The following is a 12,911-nucleotide window of genomic DNA, read 5'->3' as shown; positions in this document are numbered from 1 at the left end:
GCTAAAACTGTATCTTTGTTAATGCAATTGTAAAAATTGTTTTTTCATACGGTTTACTAGAAAGATGAATTTTTCCGTCCATCGCTTCCACAAGCCGTTTCGTAATCGTTAATCCTAGACCGCTTCCTTGGTACAATCTATTTCTTGAATCTTCAAGTGTGTACATACGCTCAAACACTTTATCAATATGAGATTCATCAATCCCTTTTCCTTTATCCCATACATCTATATACACGCCCGTGTCATCATCTCTTAACGTCATACCGAGTGCCTTTCCATCGTCTCCATATGTAATTGCATTTGATATTAAATTATTCAATACCCTACCTAATACTTCTACATTTCCAAGTGCATATATATTTCTTTCTGGTATATCAATATGAACCTGAAAACCTTTCGTCGTCACTAAATCATAAAATGATAAAATCTTCTCGCGGCAAACTTCATTCATATTTATTTTTGTCATTTCAATTGCTTTGTCACCAGATTCTAATTTCGCTAAATCAAAAAACTTATGAATTAATTCCATCACTTCTAGTGTTTTCGTATGCACTTTCTCAAGTAATATTTGTTGTTCTTCTTTATTTATCGTTTTATCCTTATTTAACATTTCTGTATATCCAAGAATAACTGTTAGTGGTGTTTTCAAGTCATGCGAAATATTTGAAAGCATTTTTCTCATCGAAATTTCTACTTTTGCATGATCTGCATTCGTTTTCTGTTTTGCATCTAATAATTGATTAATCGCCACTAATAATTTTTGCAATTCTAGATCATCTGTCATAACGAGTAACGTCTCACCTGTTTTTTCATTTACAATACTTTCTAACTTTTCATATGTGTATCGTAAATTTTTACTACTATTTTTTCTCATTTTATATTGCATATAAATAACACATAACAATATAAAAATAATACCTATTAACAAATTGATCATATTACATCACTTCCAGCTTATAGCCGATGCCCCATAGCGTTTTAATATATTCTGGATTAGATGGATCACTTTCGATTTTCTCACGCAATCTTCTCATATGAACATTAATAACGTTATCGTCACCGTAATACTCTTCATTCCAAACTAACGTATATATTTGCGCTTTCGTAAATACACGATTTTGGTTCTTTACGAATAGCTTTAAAATCTCAAATTCTTTTAAAGTAAGTTTGAGAGGCTTCCCGTTTTTTTCTACAGTAAAATTAATTGGATCAATTGTTAAATCACCAATTTGAATCATTTTTTCTATTGTTTCTGTAGCCGAGTATTTCGTAGACCTCCGAATACCTGCTTTTACACGTGCAGCCAATTCAATCATAGAAAACGGCTTACAAATGTAATCATCTGCTCCAAGTCCTAATCCAACAGCTTTATCAACATCTGTATCTTTTGCCGACATCATTAAAATCGGAACTGCACTTTTTTCTCGAATGATTCGTACAACCTCTAAGCCATCTAGCTTTGGCATCATAATGTCAAGGATAATCAAATCAAATGAACCTTTTAAATATGTGTTCACGCCTTCTTCTCCATCAGACGCAATCGTAACTTGAAAGCCTTCCTTTATTAAATACTTTTCCACCATCTCTTGAATTGAGATATCATCTTCAACTAATAAAATATGATGTGACATATGTCTATCCCCTTTTTACAAACGTTAACAATCCAATTGTATCGTAACTACTACAGACTGGAAACAATTATATGAATTTTCAAACCAACTTCCCTTCCTTCCTTAACAATGATATGATGAAATTCACTACGATTGTTCATAATTAACTTTATATAAAGGAGACTTATCATGTCAGAAAACAAAAAAGTAAGCTTAGCTGATTTAATGCGTGAACAACTTGCTAAGAAAAAGCAAGGAAATGGAAATGGTCAAAATGCAAAAAATCAAAGCCAAGAAACAAAAAAATTACAAAACCAACAAACAAAGAAAACAAACAACCAACGTAGACGTACAGGTGTATAAATGAACGGACAAAAACGTTCTAATATCGCCCCCGGTCTTGAAGTTGATATTGTATTAAAACAAGATCAACGAACAGGCAAATTAACACGTGGAATTGTAAAAGATATTTTAACAAACTCCCCTTCCCATCCGCATGGCATTAAAGTGCGATTGCAGGACGGGCAAGTCGGTAGAGTACAAAATATCGTTCAATAAGAAAAGGAGCTCAAGTAAACTCGAGCTCCTTTTCTTTATTAACCTTTAATTTTCTCGATGAAAACTACTTTTAAGTAGTCTCCTTCTTTAAATTGATCAATGGTACGGAAATCTTCTGGTAAAGAATGTTCTTCTAATATTTTATATTTGCCATTCATTTCTTTAAAGGCTGTATCGATAAAGCCTTTAAACTTTTTCATATCGAATGCGCTACAATTTGTAGAAGCAACGATAATACCGTTATTTTCTGTAATAGCAATTGTTTCTTTTAATAAATTTTTATAATCTTTTGCTGCACTAAATGTATATTTTTTTGAGCGTGCAAAGCTTGGAGGATCAAGTACGACCATATCAAATTTCATTTTTTTCTTCGCTGCATATTTGAAGTAAAGAAATACATCTTCTACAATAATATCTTGCGCTTCATAATCAACTTCATTTACACTAAACTGCTCAATCGTTTTACTTAAACTACGATTTGCAAGGTCAACACTCGTCGTTTTACTCGCTCCGCCAAGCGCTGCAAATACAGAGAAAGCACCTGTATAAGAGAACATATTTAACACTGTTCTTCCTTTTGCATATTTATCACGAATTTGTTTTCGAACGTTACGTTGATCTAAAAATACCCCAACCATTGCCCCATCATTTAAATAAACCGCAAAGTTTACACCGTTCTCTTTTACGATAAGTGGGAACTCGCCGCGCTCTCCTGCTACGAAATCATCACCCTCAATATATTTCCCTTTCGTATCAAAACGCTTTTTCTCATAAATACCTTTAAAGTTTGCTACTTTTTGAAGAGCGGCTATAATCTCATCTCTGAAAGTATAAATCCCTTCACTATACCAACTTACTACGTAGTAGCCATCATAATAATCGATAATTAGTCCTCCAAGACCATCACCTTCACCATTCACCACACGGAATGCTGTCGTATCACTTGATTTGTAAAATTGCTTTCGTTTATGTAAGGCAGATTTTATTTTACTTTCAAAGAAAGATTGATTAATTTGTTCACTCTCTTTTCTTGTTAAAATCCAGCCGTATCCTTTATTTTGTTTTCCATAATAGCCTTTTCCGACAAAGTGGTTCTTCTCATCTACTACTTTAATGATTGTTCCTTCTTCACGAACATCATTTAAATTTTGAATCGCATCTTTTAAAATAAGCGGATATCCACTTTTAATTTCTTTTATAAATTTCGGTTTTATTTTTACAGTTACTTCTGATCGCATATAATAACTTCCTTTCCATTTGCATGCTTTCTCTATAGGAAGCATTTGAAAAACGAGACTGAAAAAACAGCCTCGTTTCACTATACCATATTATTGCTTTGCTAGTACAACTCGCTCATTCTCTCACTTAACTGCCACATATTTACTACATTTTGAACTGGAAATCTTACTGTCCAATATAATATAAAAAACTTTTATATTTCACATTTAGCATTGACAATGATAATGATTTTCATTATCATTTAATGTATATGAATTCTTGAAAATATAGCTACATTTATAGGAGGAATAAACATGATTATCGTTACAAATACAGCTAAAATTACAAAGGGAAATGGACATAAATTAATTGAGCGTTTTAATAAAGTAGGTAAAGTTGAAACGATGCCAGGCTTTTTAGGTCTAGAAGTTCTTTTAACGCAAAATACAGTTGATTATGATGAAGTAACAATTAGCACTCGCTGGAATGCAAAAGAAGATTTCCAAGGTTGGACAAAGAGCGCTGCATTTAAAGATGCTCACTCACACCAAGGCGGAATGCCAGAATATATTCTTGATAATAAAATTGCTTACTATGATGTAAAAGTTGTACGTATGCCAATGGCTGCAGCACAGTAAAAACAGTCCTTTTTTAAAGTATAGAATATGAGAAGCGTTATCTATCACTTCTCATATTCTATACTTTTTTCTTTAATTTCTTTTTATTAATTTTGCGTGTACAACTAGCCTTCCAGCCTCTGGATCAAGCGCATAGTCACAAGTAGAAAGTGTTACGATTTCATCATTAGCCGTCAATTCCGTATCCGTTTTGTACAGTGATTTTCCTTGAATCTCCTTTAAGAACGATGTATATGCTGCATCATTTTCAAAATCCGTTTCAATGTAATAAAAGTCCGTTGTTGTCGTGTATACTGAAAAAACTTCCACGTCGTATCCTTCAAATAATGTATCGTAATATAATTTACGATGAGACATAAAAAAGTCTTCATCCAACATCTTTTTTAAACTACCAAACATAGAACCGTCTTTCATACGATGGCCATATAAAATCGTATTTCGATTTTGAGATTTCACATCATTACGATGGTCCATAAAAATGCTTCCCGCTCTCATATCTTCACCTTTATAATTACGAAATAAATAGTAATCATTATCTTTTGCTTGAACGATTGGATAATTAATTTGTGTATCATCCATCGTAATCCATCCGACTATCTCTGGATTAATTTTCTGGAGATCCTGAAACTGTTTACGTACCTCTCCATCTTCTGATTTTTCTTCCATTGGACTTCTTTTATAAATATGTTGTGCCTCAGCCATTACTTTACGATTTTCATAATAATCCATGAAAATCCCGCCCAACTCATACATTGAATAGAAAAAGATTCCTAAAAACACAATTGTAAGTATGCGTTGAAAAAAAGAATTCTTTTTCCGTCCTTTCTTACTATTCAAATTATCACCTCAAAACGGATTATGCTCAGCTTTTAGATTCCCATAGGTACCATGTACAATCCGGTATCTTCATCCTGCTTTACAATGACATCTACACCATATATTGCTTTAACCATTTCTTCTGTTATTACATCATTAGGATTACCTTTCGTAATGATTTCTCCATCTTTCATAACGATAATATGGTCGCTATAACGAATGGCTTGATTAATATCATGTAATACCATTACAATCGTTAGTCCATGCACTTCATTTAACTCTTTCACTAACTCTAATATTTCTAGCTGATAGTAAATATCTAAATATGTGGTCGGCTCATCTAAGAAGAGCATTGGTGTATTTTGAGCTAATGTCATTGCGATCCAAACTCGCTGCCTCTCTCCACCAGATAAAGCATAAATTGGCTTATCACGCTTACTTTGTAAATTCGTACATACTAGCGCACGCTCAATCGCTTCTCTATCTTCATCTGTTTGCGAAGAGAATATATTTTTATATGGCATACGCCCGAAGCTTATTAGCTTTTCCACTGTAATATCTGCTGGAGCCTCATTTTGTTGATGGACAACCGCTAGTTTTCTAGCAAACTCTTTCGGTTTATATTCACTAATCGCTTTCCCATCAAGTATTACTTCTCCACTGCTAGGAGCGTGGTTTCTAGACATGACACTAAGTAATGTTGATTTCCCACATCCATTCGGTCCAATGATTGTTGTAATTTTCCCAATTTCTATTTCACTACTAACAGACTTTAATCGATTTGTTACGTTATCGTATGAAAAGGTTACATTTTTAATTTCCATGAACTTTATCACTCTTTCTAAGCAAGAATATTAAGAATGGACCACCAATAACCGCCATAATTGTTGCTGCTGGAATTTCGTTAGGTGGCACAATTAACCTTCCAATCGTATCTGCCGTCAAAATTAATAACGCCCCTGCAAGAGCAGAAAATGGAATTAATACTTTATGGTCTGAACCGACTAATTGTCTTGAAATATGCGGAACTAGTAATCCTACGAAAGCAATAACACCTGCAATCGCTGTTGATACTGCCGCTAAGAGTACTGCAATGGCAGAAATAATAAGACGAACTCTCGTCACGTGCAAGCCTAAGTTTTTCGCAGTCTTATCTTGTAGCGATAATAAGTTACACCAAGCTCCTACGAACAGAGCAAGAATAAGACCAATCGTTCCATAAGTCACCATTATTTCTACATCGCCCCACGTCTTCATTGTTATGTTAGAAGTCGTCGTTTGCTTAATACTCTTAATAAAATATCCACAAATCGTAACGAATGATTCATTTAATCCAGTAAACATTGCATTAATGGCAATACCAATTAAAATAATGCGAAGCGGGCTTAATCCTGATTTCCATGAAAACGAATAAACGAGATAACATGCAAGCGCACCACCTAAAAAGGCGAATACAGGTGTCCAGAAAAAGAATTGCGGGAATAACGTAATAATAACAAGAGTCATAAAACTTGCTCCTGAAGATATACCGATTACCCCAGCATCAGCGAGTGGATTTTTCATAACAGCTTGAAAAAGCACACCTGAAACAGCGAGAGCCGCTCCAGTGAACAACGCAATAATAATACGCGGAAAACGTAAATCTTTAATGACTTCAACATCTTCATTTCCACCTGTAAATATCCCTTGTACAAGTTCAACAATACCTACTTCTAAACTACCTTTCATCGCTGACAATGATGTCATAACAATAAGCAATGCAGTAACAATGAGGAAACTCCAAGTTTTTTTATTCATTCTACTCTTCCTTTATATTAAAATGCATCACGGATACATCATTTTTTTCAATTCATCTAATGCTTCAATTGCTGCTAAATTACCTGTCGTTCCAAATAAGCGCTCTTCTAAATCGTAAACACGGTTATTTTTAACCGCAGCAAAGTGTTTCCAAATATCATTTGTTTTAAATTCTTTATCAAACATTTTTACAACTTCATCAGGCATACCATGAGCTGCTCGTAAAATAATATCTGGATCAGCTTTCTTTAAATACTCTGTATTAGAAGCTAAATATTCTACTTGTTCACCTTGCACAATATTTTTACCACCTAGTTGTTTCACTAAATCTCCAATATAAGAATGCTCTGTTGCTACTAAATAACTTCCCGGCACACCTAATAAAATAAGCACTGTCGGTTCTTTCTTTCCTTTTACTTCTTTTTGAATGCTAGCAACCTTTTTATCTAATTTAGTTACTACTGCTTCGGCCTGTTTTTCACGCCCATATTTCTTACCTAAATCGCTAATAGAACTTTGCATATTTTTCAAACTCGTTAAATCTAAAAAGTTTGCTTTCATACCCACACCATCAAAAACTGGCTTTAATTCATATTCAAGTGTTGTCACAGATAACACTTCTGAAGGCTTTAATGACTTTACCTTTTCCATATCTGGACTCATTGGATTCCCAACTTCAGGTAAACCTTTATATCGCTTCGGTAAAGTTTTAGAACTTGTTGGAACGCCGACTAAATCTACTTCTAACGCATCCATAATTTCAGTAACAGCCACTGTTGTTGCAACGACGCGCTCTTTACTTTCACTCTTTACCTGCTTTGCTGATTCTTTTTTTGGTGATGAGCACCCGGCTATACTCATTAACAAAATAATAGCCATTAGTACACTTGCAATTTTCTTCACTCTCAATCACCACTCCTTTCCATACAATATGAAACAAGTCTTGATGCACGCGAACATGCATCAAGACTCCAAAAATTACAATCTACCTGCTCTATATTTACGAACTAGTAAAGCAAGTGAACCTAGCAGTAACACCATGTATAAACCAAGTTGTGCTGTATCTGCAGTTTTTGAGTTTTTCTCTTTTTTCGAATCATTTTTTGTATCTTCTTTTTTCTTGTGACCATCTGCATTTCGATTAAAATCAGGAGTACCTACTGTTTTTACATTATCAACTTTCGGTGTAGTCACTGGATTTTTCGGTTCATTTTTCGGTTCCTCTTTAATAGTTCCTAACGCGCCGATATTATTTGTATCAAATTGAATTTGTACATCGTAGAAATGATGGTAGTTCATCTCATCGATGTCTACCTTTACTTTTGCGTTTAATTTTTTAAATAGATCTTCTACTTCAAACTGTACTACTCGCGTATTTGCATTTTTATCTTCGCTTACTACTTTCGCATCAGCGAATAGTTCATTGTTTTCCGCTTGGAATTTCGTAATCCACGCACTATTTTTCAGCGTCATCTCAATATATTTTTTACCATCTTTTACGATTAATTTCGCTGGATTTACAACATAGTCATTCATCTTTGAAATCTCATCTGTTTTATCTTTTAATACTTTAAATGTAATATCATATTGGCCATCTACTAAATTTTCCGGATCAACTATTACTCTCGGTTTATTATTTTCATCTTGGTTGTTGTTTCCACCTTGGTTGTCGTTTTCGCCTTGGTTGTCGTTTCCGCCTTGGTTGTCGTTTCCGCCTTGGTTGTTGTTTCCGCCTTGGTTGTTGTTTCCGCCTTGGCTATCTAACGGCTTAATGCTACCTTTATCAAATGCAAATTGAATATCGTAAAAATGGTGATAATTCATTGAATCGATATCTACTTTTACTTTTGCATTTAACTTTTTTGATAAATCTGGTACTTCTACTTCCACTACGCGTGTATCAGCTTTTTTATCTTCACTTATTACATGTGCATCAACAAACGAACCATTTTTCTCAAATTCAAATTTTGTAATCCAAGAACTGTTCGTTAACGTAAATGATACATACTTCTTACCATCTTTTACTTTTAGCACACCTGGACTTTTTGTATATGTGTTCATCATTGAAATTTCGTCTGTTTGATCTTTTAATGCTTTGAAATTGATGCTGTATTCACCATCTTTAATTGTTTCAGCATCTGGTTTTTTATTTTCATCTGGTTTTTCTACTTCTGGTTTTTCTACTTCCGGTTTTTCTACTTCCGGTTTTTCTGCTTCTGGTTTTTCTGCTTCTGGTTTTTCTACTTCTGGTTGTTTCTCTTCATTTTTAATTTGTTCAAGTTTATCTTGTTCAAATAAAAGTTGTACATCATGCGTTTGCTTATAATTTCTTGATGCCATTTCGATAAATACTTTTGTATTTAGTTTTTTAGATAAATCGTTTACTTCAAACTCTACTACTCTTGTACCTTTTTCCGTATCCTCACTTACTACTTTTGCATCAACAAATGTGCCATCTTTTTCCGTTTGAAAATTTTTAATTAATGAGCTACTTTTTAATGTTACAATTGCTTTTTTCTTACCGTTTTCTACTTTTAATACTCCTGGATTTACCATGTAAGTATTCATCTTAGATTCTTCATCTGTTTGATCTTTTAACACTTTAAATGGAATGCTGTACGCACCATCTGTAATTGTGTTAGAATTTGGTTGTTGATCTGGGTCAGGCTTTTGGTCGGGCTTCTGACTTGGATCCGGTTTTTCATTTGGATCTGGCTTATTAGCTGGGTCCTCTTTTTCATTTGGTTGTTCCACATGAATTGGTGTAATACTATTTTGATCAAATGCAATACGAACGTCGTACTCATGATGATAATTTAAAAAATCAATATCTACTTTTACTTTTGCATTTAATACCTTCTCTACATCTTCTACATCAAATTCTACTACTCTTGTATCTTTTTCTTTATCTTCACTAATTACATTTGTCGCAACTAGCTTACCTGCTTTTTCTGTTTCAAACTTCGTAATCCATGAACTATTCGTTAATGTAAAGGATACTTTCTTTTTCCCATCCTTCACTTTTAAAGTCCCTGGGCTTACTGAATATTGATTCATCATCGATTCTTCATCTGATGTATCTTTTAAAACTTTGAACCCAATTGAATATTCACCGTCAGCCAACTTGGTAGCTGCTTGAACTGCAAGTGGTTGTAATGTTGATACGAATGTAAATATCATTAAAAACATAGCAACAATAATTTTTGTATACCTGTTCAATGGAACGACTCTCCCTTTTGAAAATTATTTAATACTGCTCCCATCAAATACAAAGCGAATATCATATGAAGCATTATAATTAATAATTGGAATATTAATTTTCACCTTTCCATTTAGTTTTTTTGACAAGTCAGCAACTTCAAATTCTACTACTCTAGTATTATCTTTTTTGTTTTCACTTAACACGTTTGTTTCTACAAATTGACCATCTTTTTCTACTTGGAAACTTTTAATAGAAGCACTATCTTTCACTTTAAATGAAACATATTGTTTTCCATTTTTAACTGTTAATGTTGCTGGGCTTTCAAAATAACTATTCATTCTAGACGATTCATCTTTATCGCCTTTCCATACAGTAAAAGCAATATTATATTTTCCATCAGCTAGTTTTGTAGCAGCCTTTGCATCTTGTAAACCTAGTGTTGCGATAAACGTAAATAAAACAGCAAATACGGCAATAATCATTTTAAATTGTTTAAACATATATTCATCACCCTTCAAAAGATTTATTTACTCAACTTCACTTTACGAATTAAGAAAGCACCTGAAATAAGAATTAACGCTACAAACAATCCAATACGTGCTTCATCGCCTGTTTTTGGGTTATCTGTTTTTTCAGCTTTTCCATTTTCATTTTTTGTTTCTTTGTTCACTTCTTTAGCTGTTTCCTTACTCTCTACTTTTGTTTTCTCTTCTTTTACTTGTGTATCTGTTTTCGCTTGATCATTATTTTTTGTTGTAGCAGCTACGCCGTTATCGCCACCTACAGCTTTTACATTTGCATCAAATGCAAAACGAATTGTGTAGTGGTGGTCATAGTTTGCATTTGGTACAACAACATGAATTTTTACAGCTGCCGGTTTGGATAAATCATCTACTTTAAACTCTACTGTTCTTTTATCTGCCGATTCATCTTTACTAACAACTTTCGCATCAACAAAATTCCCGTTCTCTGGTGCTTTAAATTCTGTAATCCAAGCACTATGATTCATCGGAACTTGTACTCTCATCTCACCGTTTTTCACTATTAATTTTGCTGGCTTTTCAAAATAGTCATTTGCCATTGAAGCTGAATCATTTTCCGCTTTTTGAATTACGTAATTAATATCGTAAGTACCATCAGCTAGTTTTGCTGATGCATTCCCGTATGGCATTACAAGAAAAGCTAACATACATACGAACGTTATAATAAAAGCGGGTAATACAGAAACCTTTTTCATTTTTCTTGTTTCCTCCTTGGTTATCTTTCATTTCACTTTTTGAAAATGATAATTATTCTCAATTTATAAGAAAAAAAAATAATCTCTTCTACCTATTATTTAATTAGCATTCTTTTATGTAACATAAGTATTATTGATTATCATTCTCATTTAATATTAAAAATAATATCTCACCCTATTCCTTATACGAAGGCATAGAAACTGAGAAAAAATGATACAACGTATTTATTGATTATCATTCTCAATGCAAATCAAAAAAATAAACTATCTCTTCTCCTCTTCTTTCACCTCTTCCCCTAACAACACTATAGTTATAGAAACCCCTTTTCCCTCACTTCCCTTCCAATATTTCCACAACTAAGTCAATCTTAGCCTACTCATAAATTTTTTGTCAACTATATTACGTATAAAATTTTTAATATCTAAATTTCTCTATATGCGGCTTTTTTTACAAAAAAAGAGACTTTCTATTATAGAAAGCCTCTTTTCTCTATTTTTCTACAGCAATTTCCTGCTTTTGAAACTTAGAAACTATATAACCAAATCCTATACCGATTATGCCTGGAACTAACCAACCAATTCCTACACTATATAATGGAATCTTATCTAAAATAGGTGCTAGCGCTGCAATTTGAAGGTTTGCATTGTGTAATCCATCAAAGAAACTTATTGCAAATGCTCCTACAATCCCGCCCACATACATCGCTAATGGAAGACGAACATAGTTTTCAACAAGTGATAATACGATAAGTACGATTCCAATTGGATAAATTGCGATTAAGATTGGTAACGCTAATGCATTTAACTGAGTTAACCCAAGGTTTGCTACCATAAATGCTAATACACAGAAAATGAAAACGACTTTTTGATAAGAAAGCTTTGGTAATAAGGAAGAGAAGTAATCACCACAAGCTGCAACAATACCTACAGAAGTTGTTAAACATGCTGCTGTAATTGCGATCCCTAGTAATAAAGTTCCGTAGCTACCAAATAAATGATTCACGACATTTGTTAAAATAATTCCTCCGTTTGCGCCCATTCCAAGTGACACACTAGAAGCTCCAAGATAAGCAAGTGCTAAATACACAAGTAGTAGACCAAGCGCTGCAATAAATCCTGCAAAGATTGTTACTTTTGCAATACTGTTTTTATTTGTAATTCCTTTTTCTTTTAACGCATGAATTACAACATTTCCGAATACCAGTGCTGCAAGTCCATCTAAAGTTAAATATCCATCAATAAATCCTTTAAAGAGAGGAGCACTATACGCTTCTGTCGGTGCACCAAATTCTCCAATTGGTGTAATAAGTGCTTTACCTACGATAATTGCAATAACAGCTAATAATATTGGAGTTAGCACCTTACCAATACGACCCACTAATTTCGAAGGATTTAAAGCTAAATAGAAAGTGACTGCAAAGAAAATAAGTGTAAAGATAACAAGTGGATATGACTGACCAGCTATCTCACTTGGTAAAAACGGTGCAACACTCATCTCATAAGCTACTGTTCCTGTACGCGGCACACTTACGAATACGCCTAAACATAAATAAATTGCAGTGATAAAAACAAGTGCGAATATAGGATGTACACGTCCTGCTAGCTCATTAATATCTCCCTTTAAAGCTATAACAATTACTCCTAATAAAGGTAGTCCAACGCCTGTTACGATAAAACCAAACAGCGCGATCCATACGTCCGTTCCAGCACCTTGCCCTAACGCTGGTGGAAAAATCATATTACCTGCACCAAAAAACAGTGCAAATAACATTAAACTTATTGCAAACATCTCCGAAAACTTTAAAGATGATTTCATTTCTACTAACCTCCTAAAA

General features: G+C 33.6%; 14 protein-coding genes. 3 read left to right on the top strand and 11 right to left on the bottom strand.

Annotated elements, in window-relative coordinates; translation table 11 throughout:
* Window position 1 precedes the first annotated feature (1 nt).
* Both AC22L0_RS14040 and AC22L0_RS14035 read right to left on the bottom strand, forming a co-directional pair.
* A complete protein-coding gene (locus AC22L0_RS14040; RefSeq protein WP_049107067.1) occupies window positions 2-937 on the bottom strand; it encodes a HAMP domain-containing histidine kinase in 936 nt (311 codons plus the stop codon).
* Between the two features lies 1 nt (window position 938).
* Window positions 939-1,631: a response regulator transcription factor gene (locus tag AC22L0_RS14035; RefSeq protein ID WP_000018029.1), complete on the bottom strand. Its 693-nt coding sequence runs from the start codon at window positions 1,629-1,631 to the stop codon at window positions 939-941.
* A 168-nt stretch (window positions 1,632-1,799) separates the two neighbouring features.
* Here AC22L0_RS14035 and AC22L0_RS14030 point away from each other — a divergent pair, with 168 nt between their 5' ends.
* Window positions 1,800-1,973: a hypothetical protein gene (locus AC22L0_RS14030; protein WP_001293578.1), complete on the top strand. Its 174-nt coding sequence runs from the start codon at window positions 1,800-1,802 to the stop codon at window positions 1,971-1,973.
* A complete protein-coding gene (locus AC22L0_RS14025; RefSeq protein ID WP_001014310.1) occupies window positions 1,974-2,168 on the top strand; it encodes a YwbE family protein in 195 nt (64 codons plus the stop codon).
* A 38-nt stretch (window positions 2,169-2,206) separates the two neighbouring features.
* On the opposite strand, the gene AC22L0_RS14020 is transcribed toward AC22L0_RS14025, so the two are convergent.
* The gene (locus AC22L0_RS14020; RefSeq protein WP_087875794.1) at window positions 2,207-3,406 is read right to left on the bottom strand and encodes a class I SAM-dependent rRNA methyltransferase; all 1,200 of its coding nucleotides are present in this window, start codon (window positions 3,404-3,406) and stop codon (window positions 2,207-2,209) included.
* A 294-nt stretch (window positions 3,407-3,700) separates the two neighbouring features.
* Between AC22L0_RS14020 and isdG the strand changes: the two genes are divergently transcribed.
* Window positions 3,701-4,024, top strand: coding sequence for a heme oxygenase (gene isdG / locus AC22L0_RS14015; protein ID WP_000587818.1), 324 nt, complete (start codon window positions 3,701-3,703; stop codon window positions 4,022-4,024).
* 72 nt (window positions 4,025-4,096) lie between these two features.
* On the opposite strand, the gene srtB is transcribed toward isdG, so the two are convergent.
* The 8 genes from srtB to brnQ6 form a co-directional block, all read right to left on the bottom strand.
* A complete protein-coding gene (gene srtB / locus AC22L0_RS14010; protein WP_001086123.1) occupies window positions 4,097-4,861 on the bottom strand; it encodes a class B sortase in 765 nt (254 codons plus the stop codon).
* Between the two features lie 32 nt (window positions 4,862-4,893).
* Complete coding sequence (locus AC22L0_RS14005; RefSeq protein WP_044306745.1) at window positions 4,894-5,664, bottom strand: ABC transporter ATP-binding protein; 771 nt, start codon at window positions 5,662-5,664, stop codon at window positions 4,894-4,896.
* A complete protein-coding gene (locus tag AC22L0_RS14000) occupies window positions 5,654-6,637 on the bottom strand; it encodes a FecCD family ABC transporter permease (protein WP_001036848.1) in 984 nt (327 codons plus the stop codon). Before AC22L0_RS14000 ends, AC22L0_RS14005 begins: the two co-directional genes overlap by 11 nt.
* Before the next feature lie 27 nt (window positions 6,638-6,664).
* Entirely contained in the window at window positions 6,665-7,546 is an 882-nt protein-coding gene (gene isdE, locus AC22L0_RS13995) for a heme ABC transporter substrate-binding protein IsdE (RefSeq protein ID WP_002098036.1), read from the bottom strand.
* A 69-nt stretch (window positions 7,547-7,615) separates the two neighbouring features.
* Window positions 7,616-9,856 carry an NEAT domain-containing protein gene (locus tag AC22L0_RS13990; RefSeq protein WP_487272294.1) on the bottom strand — a complete coding sequence of 747 codons (2,241 nt, stop codon included), beginning with the start codon at window positions 9,854-9,856 and terminating at the stop codon, window positions 7,616-7,618.
* Window positions 9,857-9,880: 24 nt separating this feature from the next.
* A complete protein-coding gene (locus AC22L0_RS13985) occupies window positions 9,881-10,339 on the bottom strand; it encodes an NEAT domain-containing protein (RefSeq protein ID WP_000476163.1) in 459 nt (152 codons plus the stop codon).
* 23 nt (window positions 10,340-10,362) lie between these two features.
* Complete coding sequence (gene isdC / locus AC22L0_RS13980) at window positions 10,363-11,076, bottom strand: heme uptake protein IsdC (protein ID WP_000757952.1); 714 nt, start codon at window positions 11,074-11,076, stop codon at window positions 10,363-10,365.
* A 490-nt stretch (window positions 11,077-11,566) separates the two neighbouring features.
* A complete protein-coding gene (gene brnQ6 / locus AC22L0_RS13975; RefSeq protein WP_000842650.1) occupies window positions 11,567-12,892 on the bottom strand; it encodes a branched-chain amino acid transport system II carrier protein BrnQ6 in 1,326 nt (441 codons plus the stop codon).
* Window positions 12,893-12,911: the final 19 nt, after the last annotated feature.

Source organism: Bacillus sp. LQ01 (assembly GCF_057624735.1).
Note: the sequence above shows the minus strand (reverse complement) of the source record. Positions and strands in the feature narration are given on the sequence as shown.

What these genes read in the sequence shown, in the direction of transcription:
- AC22L0_RS14030 (WP_001293578.1), top strand. Translation starts at nt 1,800, where the DNA reads ATGTCAGAAAACAAAAAAGTAAGCTTAGCTGATTTAATGCGTGAACAA.
- AC22L0_RS14025 (WP_001014310.1), top strand. Translation starts at nt 1,974, where the DNA reads ATGAACGGACAAAAACGTTCTAATATCGCCCCCGGTCTTGAAGTTGAT.
- isdG (WP_000587818.1), top strand. Translation starts at nt 3,701, where the DNA reads ATGATTATCGTTACAAATACAGCTAAAATTACAAAGGGAAATGGACAT.
- AC22L0_RS14020 (WP_087875794.1), bottom strand. Translation starts at nt 3,406, where the DNA reads ATGCGATCAGAAGTAACTGTAAAAATAAAACCGAAATTTATAAAAGAA.
- AC22L0_RS14035 (WP_000018029.1), bottom strand. Translation starts at nt 1,631, where the DNA reads ATGTCACATCATATTTTATTAGTTGAAGATGATATCTCAATTCAAGAG.
- AC22L0_RS14000 (WP_001036848.1), bottom strand. Translation starts at nt 6,637, where the DNA reads ATGAATAAAAAAACTTGGAGTTTCCTCATTGTTACTGCATTGCTTATT.
- AC22L0_RS13985 (WP_000476163.1), bottom strand. Translation starts at nt 10,339, where the DNA reads ATGTTTAAACAATTTAAAATGATTATTGCCGTATTTGCTGTTTTATTT.
- AC22L0_RS14040 (WP_049107067.1), bottom strand. Translation starts at nt 937, where the DNA reads ATGATCAATTTGTTAATAGGTATTATTTTTATATTGTTATGTGTTATT.
- brnQ6 (WP_000842650.1), bottom strand. Translation starts at nt 12,892, where the DNA reads ATGAAATCATCTTTAAAGTTTTCGGAGATGTTTGCAATAAGTTTAATG.
- AC22L0_RS14005 (WP_044306745.1), bottom strand. Translation starts at nt 5,664, where the DNA reads ATGGAAATTAAAAATGTAACCTTTTCATACGATAACGTAACAAATCGA.
- isdC (WP_000757952.1), bottom strand. Translation starts at nt 11,076, where the DNA reads ATGAAAAAGGTTTCTGTATTACCCGCTTTTATTATAACGTTCGTATGT.